The 15,316-nt window shown below is 50.2% G+C and carries 15 protein-coding genes and 1 pseudogene; 8 read left to right on the top strand and 8 right to left on the bottom strand.

The features are described 5' to 3' along the window. Positions 1 to 2: 2 nt before the first annotated feature. The 3 genes from HOV93_RS18970 to HOV93_RS18960 are packed head-to-tail and all read right to left on the bottom strand — an operon-like array spanning position 3 to position 1,539. Positions 3 to 614, bottom strand: a complete 612-nt coding sequence (locus HOV93_RS18970) for a DUF1788 domain-containing protein (protein ID WP_207398109.1) — start codon at positions 612 to 614, stop codon at positions 3 to 5. After that, positions 611 to 1,201 carry a DUF1819 family protein gene (locus HOV93_RS18965; protein ID WP_207398108.1) on the bottom strand — a complete coding sequence of 197 codons (591 nt, stop codon included), beginning with the start codon at positions 1,199 to 1,201 and terminating at the stop codon, positions 611 to 613. The genes HOV93_RS18970 and HOV93_RS18965 overlap by 4 nt, the downstream gene beginning before the upstream one ends. A 17-nt stretch (positions 1,202 to 1,218) precedes the next feature. Further along, a complete protein-coding gene (locus HOV93_RS18960) occupies positions 1,219 to 1,539 on the bottom strand; it encodes a MerR family transcriptional regulator (protein ID WP_235990667.1) in 321 nt (106 codons plus the stop codon). A 39-nt stretch (positions 1,540 to 1,578) separates the two neighbouring features. Between HOV93_RS18960 and HOV93_RS18955 the strand changes: the two genes are divergently transcribed. The 7 genes from HOV93_RS18955 (at position 1,579) to HOV93_RS18925 (ending at position 8,599) form a co-directional block, all read left to right on the top strand. Next, complete coding sequence (locus HOV93_RS18955) at positions 1,579 to 2,943, top strand: DUF4365 domain-containing protein (protein ID WP_207398107.1); 1,365 nt, start codon at positions 1,579 to 1,581, stop codon at positions 2,941 to 2,943. Next, positions 2,933 to 4,474 carry an argonaute/piwi family protein gene (locus HOV93_RS18950; RefSeq protein ID WP_207398106.1) on the top strand — a complete coding sequence of 514 codons (1,542 nt, stop codon included), beginning with the start codon at positions 2,933 to 2,935 and terminating at the stop codon, positions 4,472 to 4,474. The genes HOV93_RS18955 and HOV93_RS18950 overlap by 11 nt, the downstream gene beginning before the upstream one ends. Positions 4,475 to 4,564: 90 nt before the next feature. Continuing rightward, complete coding sequence (locus HOV93_RS18945; protein WP_207398105.1) at positions 4,565 to 4,963, top strand: hypothetical protein; 399 nt, start codon at positions 4,565 to 4,567, stop codon at positions 4,961 to 4,963. A gap of 168 nt (positions 4,964 to 5,131) precedes the next feature. Next, entirely contained in the window at positions 5,132 to 6,088 is a 957-nt protein-coding gene (locus HOV93_RS18940) for a Holliday junction DNA helicase RuvB C-terminal domain-containing protein (RefSeq protein WP_207398104.1), read from the top strand. After that, positions 6,085 to 6,558 (top strand): helix-turn-helix transcriptional regulator, encoded by a 474-nt coding sequence (locus HOV93_RS18935; RefSeq protein ID WP_207398103.1) that lies wholly within the window; start codon positions 6,085 to 6,087, stop codon positions 6,556 to 6,558. The genes HOV93_RS18940 and HOV93_RS18935 overlap by 4 nt, the downstream gene beginning before the upstream one ends. Before the next feature lie 54 nt (positions 6,559 to 6,612). Beyond that, entirely contained in the window at positions 6,613 to 7,548 is a 936-nt protein-coding gene (locus tag HOV93_RS18930; RefSeq protein WP_207398102.1) for a tyrosine-type recombinase/integrase, read from the top strand. A 31-nt stretch (positions 7,549 to 7,579) separates the two neighbouring features. Further along, complete coding sequence (locus tag HOV93_RS18925) at positions 7,580 to 8,599, top strand: DUF429 domain-containing protein (protein WP_207398101.1); 1,020 nt, start codon at positions 7,580 to 7,582, stop codon at positions 8,597 to 8,599. Between the two features lie 45 nt (positions 8,600 to 8,644). Here the strand turns inward: HOV93_RS18925 and HOV93_RS18920 are convergent, their stop codons facing one another. Together HOV93_RS18920 and HOV93_RS18915 are read right to left on the bottom strand one after the other, a co-directional pair. Continuing rightward, the gene (locus HOV93_RS18920; RefSeq protein ID WP_207398100.1) at positions 8,645 to 9,547 is read right to left on the bottom strand and encodes a hypothetical protein; all 903 of its coding nucleotides are present in this window, start codon (positions 9,545 to 9,547) and stop codon (positions 8,645 to 8,647) included. A 36-nt stretch (positions 9,548 to 9,583) separates the two neighbouring features. Further along, a complete protein-coding gene (locus tag HOV93_RS18915; protein ID WP_207398099.1) occupies positions 9,584 to 11,395 on the bottom strand; it encodes a recombinase family protein in 1,812 nt (603 codons plus the stop codon). Positions 11,396 to 11,689: 294 nt separating this feature from the next. On the opposite strand from HOV93_RS18915, the gene HOV93_RS18910 reads away from it, so the two are divergent. Further along, entirely contained in the window at positions 11,690 to 12,424 is a 735-nt protein-coding gene (locus tag HOV93_RS18910) for a DNA-methyltransferase (RefSeq protein ID WP_207398098.1), read from the top strand. A 134-nt stretch (positions 12,425 to 12,558) separates the two neighbouring features. Here HOV93_RS18910 and HOV93_RS18905 read toward each other — a convergent pair whose 3' ends face one another. From HOV93_RS18905 to HOV93_RS26650, 3 genes and pseudogenes are all read right to left on the bottom strand, one after another. Continuing rightward, the gene (locus HOV93_RS18905; protein ID WP_207398097.1) at positions 12,559 to 13,212 is read right to left on the bottom strand and encodes a hypothetical protein; all 654 of its coding nucleotides are present in this window, start codon (positions 13,210 to 13,212) and stop codon (positions 12,559 to 12,561) included. Positions 13,213 to 13,688: 476 nt separating this feature from the next. Continuing rightward, positions 13,689 to 14,588, bottom strand: a pseudogene (locus HOV93_RS18900) (IS3 family transposase); the annotation flags it as partial. Then, positions 14,473 to 14,874, bottom strand: a complete 402-nt coding sequence (locus HOV93_RS26650) for a transposase (protein WP_207398095.1) — start codon at positions 14,872 to 14,874, stop codon at positions 14,473 to 14,475. The gene HOV93_RS26650 and the pseudogene HOV93_RS18900, both read right to left, overlap by 116 nt. Positions 14,875 to 15,316 lie beyond the last annotated feature (442 nt).

Here is a 15,316-nt window from a genome sequence, read left to right as displayed (position 1 = left end):
TCTCAGTCAATCAATCGAAATGCTCGGTAGTATCGTGACTTCCGCTTTCGGTCGGCGGACGACGAATCGAAAGCCAAACTGGCCTTGCCGAACAGTTTGAGCGTAATCTTGTCGTACACACCGGGATAGAACATCACGAGAGGCGTCAGCCCCATGTGCTTATGCAGGTTGTTCAACAGTTCGTGTGTGCGGATGATCGGGTAGGATGAACCGACTCCCGACACAAGTACAAGGTCAGGCTTCTGATTCATGACCTCTTTGGCGAAGTGATCGGCGAGTTTCTCAGCGCTGGCTATGGACTTAATTGACTTCACTGCCTTGACGCTGCCGAGATTACGTTCCTTCTCCAAAGACTTCTCGAAGTAACCACGTCCCTTAATGTAGTCGATCAAAAAATCGAACAAATTGACGTGGACGAACGTGAGATTAGGGGCTTGCTTCGGCAGCTTGTCTTCCAAGAAAACGAGATGCTCTCGAACACGCAGTTCGTCCTCGGGGGAATAATCGAAGACGTAGAAAGGAATCTCGTTGCCGATCCCTTGGCCACTCAGAAAGTCTGGCGACGTGATTTTCGGCAAGATAGCGTTTAGTCGTTCTGTAAGTTGGTCACTCATGGTGCAATCTCGATGCAACGCAAGACGCTGTCTTCACTGTGCTTCTTTAGGTAATTCACGACCTCAGCGGAAATGTGAACAGTCTGAAGCCGCATCGACTTGGTGCTTTCGATGTATCCAGCCTGTTGCAAAATTTGGAATACCGAGGATCGCAATCTCTTGATCGTGGACTCACTCCACTCAGGTAACTCGGCATTTCTGCTCTGGCAGTCTGCCACGAAGTCGTCCCACATCTGGTGAGTGAGTCTTTCGGCAAAGATGCGGTACTGCTCTTTGACGACCTGTTCCAGAAAGTCGGCCAGAAGGCCGCTATGTTTGACGGCCCCGGCCAAACAAGCATGAGTTGCGACCGTAGCGTTTCCATCTCTAACCAACTTCCAAAGATCAGGAGTCATCATCTCTAGTCGATTGCGAATCAAACGACCCAAACGCCGTGCGGTGGCAGGGCTACGTGTCTGAAGCCGGTTCTCATGCCCGAGCGCAAGCTTCCACACGTTATCGTCGGTTTGCTGAAGCAATAAGTCGGCAATAACTCGACTCTCTGAAACTTTAAGTGAGCCAGCCGTTAAGTCTGCTTGGTATCGCAATCGGTTCTCGCAAATCACTACTTGCCTTGCTTTCTAGGTCGATTGTTCTCCTGTTTGTCAGGTTCTTGCACCTTACGCAAGATGGCATCAAGTTCGTTTTTCTTAAACAATCGGTATCGGTTCACCGGATGCCGATGTGCCTCGATTTTTCCCGCATTTTTCCAGTTACGAAGTGTGTTTGGAGACACGCCGAGATACTCCGCCGCTTCAGAAATTCGCAGGAAATCTCTTAGATTTTCCACTGCCGCTCTCCAAGGGAGGTTGCTGCCCCTCAAATTAACGCCACTACTTTGGTAAACCTTACCAAGGGGCGTTATGCTTGTCGATTGGTCAGGCATGGAGCATTCCCCTCAGTTGACTGCAAGGAGCGTTGGGCAATGGCAAAGAATGTCCCAAGGTCGAAGTTCACCGAGTTAAGGGGACTTGATCGAATTTCCCAAATCACACACGAGATGAATTGTCTATTTCGAGTTATCTCGCAAGATGATGTCGGTATAGATGGGGAAATTGAGGTCGTCACTCCTAAGCCCGAAGGGAGTGGGTTTCAAACGAGCGGCGGGATCATCAAGGTCCAAGCCAAATCAGGAGCCAGCTATGTAAAAAAGGATAATGAACATAGCTTTTCAACTGCTGTTCGTTTTGATGACTTGAAGTACTGGAACACCTGCACTTTTCCAGTTGTCTTCATTGTCTATCATCCCAAGGACGACGCTCTTTACTTCAAAGAGGTGAAGGCTTATATCCAAGCTACTGAGAATGTCTGGCAACCTCCCTTAGAAATTGTCTTCGACAAATCAAAGGATGAATTTACGGCTAACGCAAAGGACTCCATCTGCGACCACGCTGCGGTTAGCCCTCCTCGCCTATCGTTTGAAGAGAAGGAGCAGTTGTTTTCAAACTTGCTGGCGGTCAGCCAGCTACCCAAAACTCTTACATTTGCCAAGACTCGGCGCACATCTGATCGTCGCATCCGGGATGAAATCGAAGGTTACATTCCTCCGTTTTGCATTCATGAAAAGTTGCTATACACGCTTTCTGACCTTCGGAATGAACGTAATGTGCTGCGTAATTTTTGCGACGTGAAGAATATCTGGGACCTACCAACCTCAGATTGGTTTGAAGATACCGAGATGAGAGGGCACTTTGTTTTTTTGATAAATTCGCTTTTCGGCACTCACTGCCACAGACTTGGCTTGGCTTACAGTCGGGAATATCGTCGGACATACTTCCCACGGATGACCAAGTGCGATACCGACAAAAAGATAGAGCGGACTTGGACGAGTCCTCGAACAAGGCGATCAGATATCCGAACTGTTGTGCAGCGATATGAATACGGTAGCTATGTCTTTTGGAGACACCATGCGACCGAGTTTTCGTTCGTTCAGTTTGGAAACAAGTGGTTTCTTCAAGTCAGTCCGAAATACTTTTTTACTAAGGACGGTCGAACACCATGCGATCCTGCGATCGTCGGACCCTATACCACTCGGTTAAAGGCCTTGGAGCACAACCCTCAAGTGATGAACCATGTCCTTTTCTGGGCGGATACTCTTGCAGATGGACGACATAGGATAGAAATCAAGCTTTTTGGGGAGACACTTATCGTCATAGAGAAAGAACCCGCAAAGGCTATTTCACCATTTGCAATTCCGTTTGACCCGGCGACCTTCGAGGAAGCTCCATCGTCAGCGCAATTGATGTTGTTTGGATTAGACGAATCGGAGGAAGTTACCGATGAACTTTAAGATCGAGTATTTGAACGAACCAAAGCTACAATTTGGCAGCTACTTCGAGCATCAAGATACAAAGACGGGCCTGTCTGAATTTGGGCCATTTGGAAAGAATATTCCGGGCCTACATCCATCAGAAATTAAACTGGGATTCATTGGAACTCGGGAAACGATTGCAGGAGTTAAAGAGTGGATAGAACAATGTGGGAGTGAAATTGAAAGTGAGAATTCCAAAGTGGTTCGGCAACGAATTAAGGAAGTAGATGATCGTCCTAAGCTTTTTGGCGATGGAGTATTCGAGAACGAATACACCGACGAACCGCTAGTACGCCTTTATAAGATTCTGAATCGAGACTTCATCGGGTTTTCGAAGTCTTCCGAGTTCGATTCTTGCTTCCAAATGAACGACCGATGGGATCGAATAATTCGCCCAGACGAAATCTCAAAGACACTTGAGATAGAGGAGAAACAGAAGAGGATTTGGGAGCTTGTCCGTCTATTTAATGACCAAATCCGAAGTCTAGCGGAAACGAGTCCCGCTCCTGACATCATCATACTTGCATTAACGCCAGAGATGGTTGACGAGGCCTACACAGTTCAAGTAACCGGCAGTTTTTATCTCAACTTCAGGCGGGCCATCAAGGCCAAGTCCATGAAATGGGGAGTCCCCATACAACTTGTGCAGCGAAGTACTATCCTGGGAAAAAAGCCCAAAGGGCGTCGGTTGCCCTTGCAGGAGAAGGCTACTCGTGCATGGAACTTCTGTACGGCCTTGTACTACAAAGCTGAAGGAATTCCGTGGAGCCCCTTATCCGTCGAAAGGGACGCTTGCTTCATTGGAATAGATTTCTATATCGCCAGCGAGCGTGGCGATAAAGTGACGATGAGAACGAGTGTAGCCCAAGCATTCGATTATCTTGGTCAGGGTCTTATTTTGCGAGGTGATCCCTTCGAGTGGAATGCTGAACAACAAGGAAAGTCACCACATCTGACGAAAGTAGGCGCATTCCGACTCGTAGAAGCGACTCTCCGTGAATACATACGTGTCCGAGGCACTCCGCCTAAGAGGGTCGTTATCCATAAGCCTTCCCGTTTTTGGGGAAGTGATCATGGGGAGTACAACGAACGAGATGGATTCATTGAAGGCATTCAGTCGGTGTTTCCCGGTTGTGAGTATGACCTAGTTGCACTCTCAAGGTCACGGGTTCGTCTCTTTCGAGAAGGTCAATATCCTCCAGCCCGTGGCACGTACTTTTCTATTGAGGATGACGCACACTTTCTCTACACCATGGGATTCGTACCCTACCTAGAAACCTATCCGGGGAGTTACGTGCCAGAACCGTGGCAGATTGTTGAGCGTTTTGGAAGTAGCGCCCCTAAAGAACTCTTTCGTGACGTTCTCGAATTGACAAAGATGAACGTTAACAACTGTTCGTTCGCCGATGGCACTCCGATCACGCTCTCATTCTCTGGGAAAATTGGCGAGATTATGAAACATGTCACGGACGAGGATGTGGTTCAAGCGAGCTATCGATTCTACATGTGATTTTGCTTCGACCATTTTCAGAGATGCGGTAAGCTATGAGGCAGGTCTAAGTTCTCGTTAGGCAGGGAACGATTAGAGAATGTTCTGAACATGAATAACTCCGACCGTGAGCATATCGATCCAAATAATATTCAGGCAGGCCCGATTCGAAATGAATCGCTATCGCCTGAACTTCTCGAACGAATTCGAGCCGTTCATGACGTGATCGGGAGATACATCAGCAATTCGCTGGAACAGTTTGAAATCAGCTTTATGCGGGACGCCAATCCCGAAGATGAAGTTGTCGTTTGGTGCAGCATTACGGCAGCTTGGCTGGACTATCACAAAAAGCATCATGGAGACGAGCTTCTTTCCGATGAAGAGGAAAAGAAGCTGCTTGGTGCTTTGATTGCGATTTCTACGGGTGTTGAAGACGTGACCGTTCTTCCGGTTCATCCAGATGTGGGAAAGAAACTCCTCAATTGCTACGACGGGCTGTCTGGGCGGTAACATTTTCGTGCGTCTTGCCAAATGCTTAGATTTTGCCGCATCGTTCGGTAAGTCCAGCCGCATTTGTCTCGCTTTCTCCAAGCCCCACCGGGCGGCGGGGCAACGACGCACACAGAGCCGTCAGTGACTTTGTACCTTCCGTGGGAAACATTCCCATAGGAGATGCAAATGTCCGAAGGTAAAGAGTTTCGTCCCAATTCTCTCAGTCACCTGATCGGCCAAGATCATGTTCGAGAAGTCGTCTCGACTGCTCTCGACTACAGCTTTCAGGAAAGAGTACCGTTCCCGCATAGTTTAATGCTCGGACCACCGGGTGTCGGAAAGACGATCTTAGCGAGGGTAATCTCTGAAGAAACAGCATCAGGCTTTCACGAATTGCTTGGCTCTGCCGTGACATCTCCAGCAGAGTTCTTTGCTGTATTAATGCGTGCCACCGACCTCGACATTGTATTCATCGACGAAATACATCTCCTCGATCCAACGCATCAGCACACACTCCTTATCGCCATTGACGAACGGAAGATTTTTCTGCCGAACACTAACGGTGGCGTTCCTCAAGCGATAAATCTTTCAAATTTTACTTTGATAGGTGCGACCACCGACGAGCATCGATTGATTCGTCCTCTCGTGGATCGTTTTAAGCTGTTACTGCGATTTGACTATTACTCGATAGATCAACTTGCAGAGATTGTCCGCACGAGAGCCAAAGGATTGGGCTGGCAACTTCAAAGTGATGTGCCAGGGCCTATAGCCCAGCGAAGCAAAGGCGTGCCTCGCTTAGCTATCCGATTGCTTGAAAGTTGCTGGCGAGTCTGCCGTGCTTCGGGTGATCACGCCATCACCCAAAGGCATCTTGAGCGTGCTTGCATGCTCGGGCAAATCGATTGCCTCGGACTCGATGCCACGGAGCAATCGTATCTTCGGATTCTATCCGATGGTCCGTTACGACTGAACATGTTGGCATCCATGCTCGGCCTTCCAGCAAAAACGGTGTCGAGTGTGACGGAAACGTACTTGGTTCGGAGTGGCTTAATCACCAAAGACAAAAACGGTCTTCGTATGCTCACGGGCAAAGGGATGGAACATGTCGAGGTGTCAAAATCGAGGAAGGAAGGTGACCGATGACCGACGACAAGCCGTCGCAATCGTATCTCAGTTGTGCTGCTGTCGCTCGCCGTCTTGGACTCAGCCGTCAGCGATTCTGGCAACTACGCAAGGAAGGCGTGTTTCCAGGGCCACAGATTGATGAGGATACAGGCCGACCGTTCTATACAGAAGAACAACTTGAGCTTTGTATGGACCTGCGAAATCGAAACGTTGGAATCAATGGCAAGATCGTTTTGTTCTACTCGGCTCGAAGTACCGCCTCGCTGCCAGCGGCACCACGGAAGAAGAAGTCGAAAAGAAGAGAGGCGAAGAGTCGTCATCAAGAGTTAATCGACTCGCTCAAAGTCATCGGCATGACCGGTGTCACTGATGCCCAGATCGACTCGGCCATCTCGGAACTATTTCCAAATGGCAAAGATAGTGTGAACCCTGGAGAACTCGTTCGAGCGGTTTTCCTTTACATCCAGCGAAAGAATTCGTCCGCATAACTAGTGCGATAACAGACATTATCAGCCCAGTTCCACGTTAGGAGTGTAAACTTCATGTCAAATTCCCGTCCAGAAGACCGCAAGAATTGGGGCGATAATGTTTTTCCTGGTATCTCTATCGGTCGAGAAGTGGATTCTCTCTTCGACCAGTTTATGGACAACATTGACCTCGCCGACAACAGTCGGCGAGCGATCGAGAATGATCTACGAAAATTCGTCAAATGGTTCGTTGAGTCCAACAACGAACCTATGAATATTGATCGTGTAACTACACGGGACGTGGCCGATTTTCGTGATCATCTACGACGGGTTCAACATCAGTCCGTCGCCACTGTCAATCGAGCATTGGTGTCTGTTCGGCGGTTCTTCAGTTGGCTGTACCATAAACAGCACATCAAGAAAAACCCGGCCAATACCGTGAAAGAACTGCGAAGCGTTGAACTCGCTCCGAAGGGCTTAGATCGCACAGACGTGCGGAAGTTGCTCCGTGAGGTTGAACTTCGAGAGGATATTCGGGCGAATGCGATCTTTCATTTATTCTTGTACACAGGCTGCCGATGTGGCGACCTTGTGGCACTTGAACTCAGCGATGTGCTTATCGGTGAGCGAACCGGAAGCGTGACATTTCGGCAAGGTAAAGGGGGGAAACAGCGATCAGTGCCACTGCCAATACAGCTTCGACGAGCATTGTCGGATTATCTGTCATGTCGTCCGCCCGTGGAATTCTCGCACGTTGTTATCGGTGAGCGAGGACCTCTCGGCGAAAGGGGTATTCGAGCGATCTGTGACAAGTATTCCGCTTACATCGGTATTAAGATCCACCCTCACCTACTTAGGCATACGATGGCACATCAATACTTGGAGTCGAATCCAGGCGACTTGGTTGGCTTAGCCCAAATCTTGGGGCACTCAAACCTCAATACCACCGCACAATACACTAAGAAGACGGCAGAGGACTTGGGGAGGACTATTGGCAAGTTAGACTATTGATTTGACTTTCACATCAGAATTTAGGCACGCAATGGCTCGAAATCAAAGAACATATCCTGAGGCTTCCTCAGAGCTTGAGGAGACACTTATCGACCGAACGTTTGATCGAATCGATGAAGGCAATTACCAATATGCGGCGATCGGTATCGACATGGCAGCAAGTGAAAGCAGGTGGGGGTTTACCTTGATCACGCTAGATGAGAAGCTGACTTGCGGCACTGCCCAACTGCTGCTGCCTCATCGGTTCACAATTGATGGCTTTACGAAAACTCATCCGATCAAACCAAGTCGTCAGGTCCTAATTTCGGTATTAGCTGGGCTTCAAAAAAGGAAAATTACAACTGCTGTTGCAGTTGACGTGCCGTTCGGTTGGCCGGTCAAGCATGGCGACTTTGCTAAAGAGTGGAACGCCTCTGACGGGGTATCGCTCGAATTTTCTTTGCCCGAGCGAGATGACTTCGAGTATCGCAAAACCGATTTAATGTTTAAGGAACTACTAGGCTCTGAATTATTCTCGGTTGGAGCCGACAAGATTGCATCCGCCGCCTATGAATGGGCACAACTGCGCATAAAACTTGAGAGATATTTCAAGCATTGTGACGTTGGCTTTGCGAATGCGCCAGTGGACGGCATTGAAGTCTTTGAGACGTATCCGGCTGCATTCGTTCGGCTCAACTATCCAGGCTGTGAGAAATTCAAGAGCGGAGAGACTAAGCGGACCAAAACGCCAACCGATGCCAGAGATTCGGCACGCAACTCGGAAGAAGTACGCATTGCACTATTTGATCAAATACAGCAGCAATACCAATTTAACATTGGACACGACAAGTCCATTATTGATCTCGCTTGTTCGACGTCCGCATCGGATGCGTTTGATGGATTCCTATGTGCGGTCTGCGCCTGGGACTATTTAAAATATCGCCGATTTGGCACAGACTCACATCGAACTTCAACTCCAAACGAACTGATTGGGCAAAATCAGGCTCAGGCCCTTCGGAAGCTCATTGAAAAGGAAGGATGGATTCTCGTGCGAATCCCTAATTCGAAGTGATAAAGTTGCTTGAAGAATCAACCAGAACCATTTTCTACCGCATGGTCAAGTCTTTCCATCACAGTTAAATCGGCTCTGTAATTCCACCAGCAGAAGTTCTGCTTCTTCACGAGTTAGAAAAGGTGTCTTTTGTGTGCGTGCCCAAAAGAAATTCTTGCCCACAATCTTCTTTACATCTGCAAAGGTCAGCTTGCTTGGAAATGAGTCAAACTGCGTCAACAAAGGAGTTTCAAATCGCACGTCCCAGTACATCTCATCCTCGCCGGTATCTGGCACAGTATCGAACATGACTTGGCGGCCAGTGATCCGTGCTGCTGCGACTATGCCTTCCCACCGGTGTGAAAAAAACACCATGTCGCCTCGGTTAAAGCTTCGCACGGCTTCCTTTTTATCACCGAAAGCGGATATGCGCTTCTTCTGCATCATCCATTCAAGTGCTTTCGGGTAATACCTTCGACAAGTATCGAAGATTATTCCTTTAGTGTCGTTGGGATTCGAGTGAACATCGTATGGCTTTGAGAAGAACTCAAAATACATCTGGCCGCCAATTCGGAAGATCCTATAAGGAATGAAGTCAATCGCAAGTCCCTGACGTTTCCAGTAGTCTACCCCAGCGATCAGTTTCTGGTCGGCCGCACTTCCAACAACAAACATCCTCTGATTGCGATTAAAATCTTCTTCTCGCAATCGCTGGGGCAATCCCAGCGATTCCTGATGGGCTTCCGCAAGGTCAGTACCTCGAAGTTCGTTCTTCTCGTACTTCTGAAACATGTCATTGAGCTTCGAGTATGTCCACTGACCTGCCGTTTGTGTGTACCGCAGTAGTTGATCGAGGGCGTCTCCACCTGCTGTACTCCGTTTCAATTCAAATAACACTACATCTCCGCTTTCGTTCAAGGCATAGATGTCGCACTCTGGCTGCAATCGACGTTCTTGAAAGGCGATCAAGAGGCAGCAGAAAGAGAACAAGAGGATCTATCGAAGCTAAACGGCGATCCAACCCTTGTGGTGCCCGAGGTTGCGGACTTTGCCGCTGAGAACGGCCTGGGCGAGAGATCGAGAGACACAGGAACCTTTGAGCCCTAAGTGCTCACAGACTTCTTTGAAATAGACAACGTCACCACGCTCGCGAATGAAATTCGCGACTTCCCTCCAACGGCCGGGCGTGGGAATGTCATTGTCGGTGAGAGGAATGACTTCGTCGATCCCCAGACCGCCGCGCAATTCAATTACCCCATCCCACAATGTAATTCGATAATGAGATTGGACGCGTCGTTCCCGTCGCAGTGTAATCCGCTTGATGGTACTGCTTAGGGCCGTGCTAAGCTTTTCACGGTCCGCGTCGCCAATTCTGGTCAATAGCACATCCAAATGCTCAAGGACACGTAGGGCTTCGGGCGAAGGAGATTCAACAACATTGGCCTGTCGATGTTTCTCGTAGAGTGCCCGCTCTTCTTCTCGCCACTGAGAAAGCAATTTGGAGATGCCAGGGATATCCGCTGGATCTGCTAGGGCCAGATTCTCTGTCCCCCGCTCGATTTTGATCTTGATAGCATCGAGCCTCGCTTCGATCTGCGTGAGCGACTTCGCGGCGCGTTTCGATCGTCGCGAGATTTCATGTTTGATGGCCGCACGCGTTTTTCGGTCTGCGAGAAACTCCCTAAGCTTGGTCAACACGCCGGCTTCGATCGTGTCCGCATGAAAGGTCGGCCGATCACTTTCCTCTGGAAACTCCTCGAATGAATGGCTAGACAGGGAATAATATCTTCGACTGTCCAAGCGGTCAGCGTGGCTCATGGTACATCCCTGCAGCCGTCGACCGTCAGGCAAATACAACAGGCCGGTCAGAAGGTACTTCCCAGGCGTTGAGGATTTCGGGGAGGGCCTTTTCTGCGCGAGGATTCGTTGAGTTCGATCATAAACCTCTCGTGAAACCAGACCCTCATGGGCTCCAGTGCATCTAGCCTCTCCATCTTGGAAAAAACTGCGGAATCGACCTCGTCGACGTCGGCCTGAAACGATGTCTCCAGCATACACAGGATTCGAGATAATTCTCCGCACGCTTGAGCTATTGAACCGCTTACCGAATAGCGTACGAAAGCCTTCTCGATTGAGTTGGCGGGCTATCGCGCCACACCCTGAGCCATCGAGGGCTTCGTGGAACATCCTTTGAACAGCCTCGACCGCTTTCACGTCGCTGGAAGGGATCAGTTGCGATGTCCATTGAACGGGAAGGCGAAACTTCTCGAGCGTACCAACTCGGCGAACTTCCTTTCCCGTCTCATCCAGGATTCGGCGATCGTATCCAAACGGCGGGCCGCCTTGTTTCTGGCCTCGGCTGATTGCCAAACGCTTGCCACTGATCACCCGGTCCGCTAATCGCATCGATTCTTCGCGAGCCCCGTACTGATCGACAATCGCAGTAATAACGCCACCAAGATTGGAAAAGTCGAGTTCGCCACGTTGGCAGGTTAGAATTCGCACGCCCGCATCACGCAGTTGCTTCCAGTGCACCATCGCGTCGAAGACATCTTCCCGCGACATGCGGCTTTGCTCGGATAGCAGTACTGCGTCGAAGGAGCCGCTCTGGGCATCCGTCATCAACTTTTGAAAATCCTTGCGTTTGCTTGACTCGACGCCTGTGAGTCCATGGTCCTGGTACCAGCGAACGATTCGATACCCCAGACGTTCGGCGAGACCTTCGATATCCTTTCTCTGGCGAGTGGGACTGTCTTGCTGTTGGTCGGTACTCATTCGGACGTAACCGACCGCCGGTTTCGTCTGTTTTTTAATCATTTGACTTTCTCCTAAGTGCAGGTAGTTAACTCGGCTATAAGGCCCAAAGGCCAGAGAATAGCTCGGATGTGCGGCATGCATCCAGAGGTCTATCAAAATCATCCCCCAGTTCTATTTCGATAATGATGGAGTTCTTCCTTGATCCGCATTCGCCGTCGACTGCCAAGGAGTACCTTGGTTCCATATCTGGAACAAAACTACATCCTTTCTGGGATTCCTCTTGCGTACGTACGAGATATTGGATTTCTTCGTGCCTCCGAGCGAAAAGAAATCACGACACGAAAGGAATCGAAAGTGCGAACGATCTATAAGAGCAAAAACCAGAGTTTGATTCAGGGGGATGCGTTGGAGGTGTTGCCAAGGCTATGCCGCCGAGGTGAAAAGTTTCATGCCGTTATAACGGACCCTCCTTATTCGAGCGGAGGATTGCACATGTCGACTCGCGCGGCTGCGACAAGCAGTAAGTATCAATCCAGCGATGCGAAGAAGAAACACCCTGACTTCCTGGGCGATAATCGTGACCAAAGATCTTATCTTGCTTGGTCGACAATGTGGCTGTCGTATTGTCACGAACTTCTGGTTGATCGTGGCATAGTCTGCCTATTTAGCGACTGGCGGCAGTTACCAACGGTTAGCGACGCACTTCAGGGAGCCGGTTTCATCTGGCAGGGCATAGCAAGCTGGGACAAAGTGAATGCCCGTCCCAAACTTGGTGGATTCCGGCAGCAATGTGAATTCATCGTCTGGGGCTCGAAAGGAAAATCCCCCGGCGTCGGTACCAGCTTGCCCGGTTCCTTTCGCATCTCACTTGTGAGTGGAGCAAAGCGTGTCCATGCGGCGCAAAAGCCAGTTGAACTTATCAGCGAGGTCTGCCGCTGCACGATGCATCATGACGAACCGAAGATCCTTGATCCGTTCGCCGGAAGCGGCACAACATTATTGGCTGCTCGTTCCCATGGCATTCAGGCTGTGGGGGTCGAACAAAGTCCTGAAATTGCTGCTTTGGCGGTCAATCGTCTGAAAAACTAAACAGGAAGAAGTAAATTGGCAGTTCCCTTCACACGTCTGCAGATGTGTGAAGGGGACTTGAGTTCACACAGTTTTCGACTTGGGATTCAGTCTCTTCCCGCCAACGATTAATCGAATGGTCGCAGATTGATATTCTATCGAGTGTCTTCGTCAATCAACTCCCAAAGCTTGGGTCTCGACATGTAGTGGACGATACCGACGTGAGGATGGTCACGTCGGATATCTTGTAAGTAGCTCGCCCGCGAGTACCGCTTTCTTTCAGAGCGACGGCTGGCGTTAAATCCATGGGGAGGACAGTTCCAAGTTACATCCTGTCGAATCAAGTGGGTTCTCATCGTCTTATGCAAAGCCCAAAGCAGGGCACCTTGGTCGTGCCAGGAGATCAATTGACGAACTTCCAATCTTGTGGCGGCCTGTTCGATGCAATATTTCCACGAGGAGATCAAATCATCGTCCCGTCCGCATTGCAAGCCCAAGACCCCGGAGTTCACAAACTTGGCCGTAATCTTGGGAACCGGCAGGAGTTCATAGAGTTTCGGATGATTGGGTGATGAAGGAGGGTGATTGGCATCCGTATAGACAACTACGCCTTTTTCGATCTCTGGGAACAATTCGCTCAATGGCCGAATGACGATGGAATCGGCATCAATCCAAAGCGTCTTCTCAAACGGACTCGCGTCTACTAGCCATGGACGCGGCCAAAGTAGCTTGCTTTGCTGAAACGGTTGTAAGCAGTTTCTCTTCTCTGAGAACGTATTAAGGAGTTCGATCGGGACAACGTCCAGCATTTCAATGAGTTGAATGCCCCGGTAGCAGCACCAATCCCGTTGGAGCCTGCTTAGCCCAAGATCCACGCAGGCAAGTGAGTACGAATCGCCAAATTGCGAAATGGATTTTTAGAGGTGCTGAAGCCCTGGAAAATAACTCGCTCCAGAGGCAGTCATTACTCCACGCGAGACATTTTCGTTGACATTAAAGTTAGTCATTTGAAATCAGAAGAGCGAGCCCGGGCTTGAGTGGAGTTCGGGGGCGTCGACATAGATAAGGTTCGGGAGAGTTCCTTCGAATGGAACTTGATGCGCCGCCACATCGTAGCGCGTTGGGGATACAAGTACAACCTTAGGATCGCCATGTTCGCTTGGCAGGATATATCAGATATTTAGGTACGAAGGAGTTTACACACTGTCTTATGTCACGGATTTGAGAGACATCTTGCCGAGGTTGCGATAGCCCACGACTTTCGGACAGTGGCGGGCCAGTTTTTCTACGCCGCTAAGGCCGGGGCGTGTTCGGCTTCGTATTGATCAGGCGACTTGTAGCCCAGAGTCTGGTGGAGTCGCGTTCGATTGTAAAACGTTTCGATGTACGTGAATACGCTCAGCCGGGCATCTTCCAGCGTCTCGTACTCGTGGTGCTTCGTCCATTCGTGCTTGAGCGACCAGAAGAACCGCTCGGCGACCGCATTGTCGTAACAGTTGCCGCGGCGACTCATCGAACAGGTGATGCCCATCGTCCGTAGCGTACGCCGATAGGCGTCGCTCGTGTACTGGCAGCCGCGATCGCTGTGATGCAGAAGCTCTCCACACTTGGGCGAACGGCTCTCGATCGCGGACCGCAACGCATTGCTTACCAGGCGTGTTTCCAACGAATCACTCAGCGACCAGCCCACCACTTTACGGCTAAACAGGTCGATCACCACCGCCAAGTAAACCCAGCCGTTGGACGTGGGCACGTAGGTGATGTCGGTCACCCACTTCCGATTCGGAGCCTCGGCCGTGAAGTCGCGATCCAACACGTTCATCGCTGGCCGCTTCGACGGATCGACCTGAGTTGTCGTCGGCTTGAATCGCTTGCCAACCCTGCTATTCAGGCCCATATCACGCATCGCCTGGGCCACTGTGTTGCGACAGGCCGACTCCAGGTCGTCTCGCTTTGCAAGCTCTTGGGCGATCTTATACGAACCGTAATTCGCGTGACTTTCATCAAATGCCTGACGAACCGAAGCATGAATCTTCTGGCGACGAACGGCCCGCGGACTCAATGGCCGCTCAACCGACGCATAGAAGCCAGAGCGGCTCACCTTCAGCAGTCGACACATGGCAGCCACCGAAAAGGAGTCTCGGTGCCGAGCAATCCAGGCATACCTCATGTCGACTCCTTCGCGAAGTACGCCGTGGCTTTTTTAGGATTTCGCGTTCCATCTCGGTCTGCTTAAGCTGTCGGCGAAGTCGCTTCAATTCGGCCTGCATCTCTTCGACTGTTGCGTCCTCGCCACATGGCTCTGGCGGCGGAGCCAGTTTGGCATGCCAACTTCGTAGCGTGGCCTCACACACGCCAACTGCCTGGCAGGCTCTTTTAAACGAGTATCCTTCTTCAACCACCAACCGCACGGCGTCTTGCTTGAACTCATCGCTGTAGGTGGGGCGTTTTCTTTTCGCTTGTTCGTCCAATGTTCGGACCTCCTTCAGGAACCATTATTTCGGCTCCCGCCACTGTCCGAAAGTCGTGGGCTATCGCAGGTCAATCGCAATGCGCTAAGTATTCTCTGCTAACGTGACTAATCTCCGATAAGTCAAAGGAATCATGAACGCACCTAAAAGGTTTATGAAACATTGCATGGAAAAAAGAAAATTTCTGTTTTTCTCAATTAATCTAATTGCATTGATCACAGAGCCTCTTTAAATTTTAAGGCCATCAACGGAGTGGCTCGCCTGCCCCATTGGATGGCCCTTCTCTTGGGCTTAGCAAAGCCCCCTTACTTTTCATGCAACCTCGCACGAAGCGGTGAAAATATGTCTGCGCGCGGTCCACGAAAATCTTCTCTCAAGACCAGTGCTCAATCCAGTCGCAAGAAGGCTCAACGCCAAAATCGCCGGAAAAATCGGAACTGCT

This window comes from Bremerella alba (genome assembly GCF_013618625.1).
In the GTDB taxonomy this organism is placed as follows: Bacteria; Planctomycetota; Planctomycetia; order Pirellulales; family Pirellulaceae; genus Bremerella; species Bremerella alba.
The sequence above is the reverse complement of the archived record's forward strand: the minus strand, read 5'-3'. Positions and strand labels throughout refer to the sequence as shown.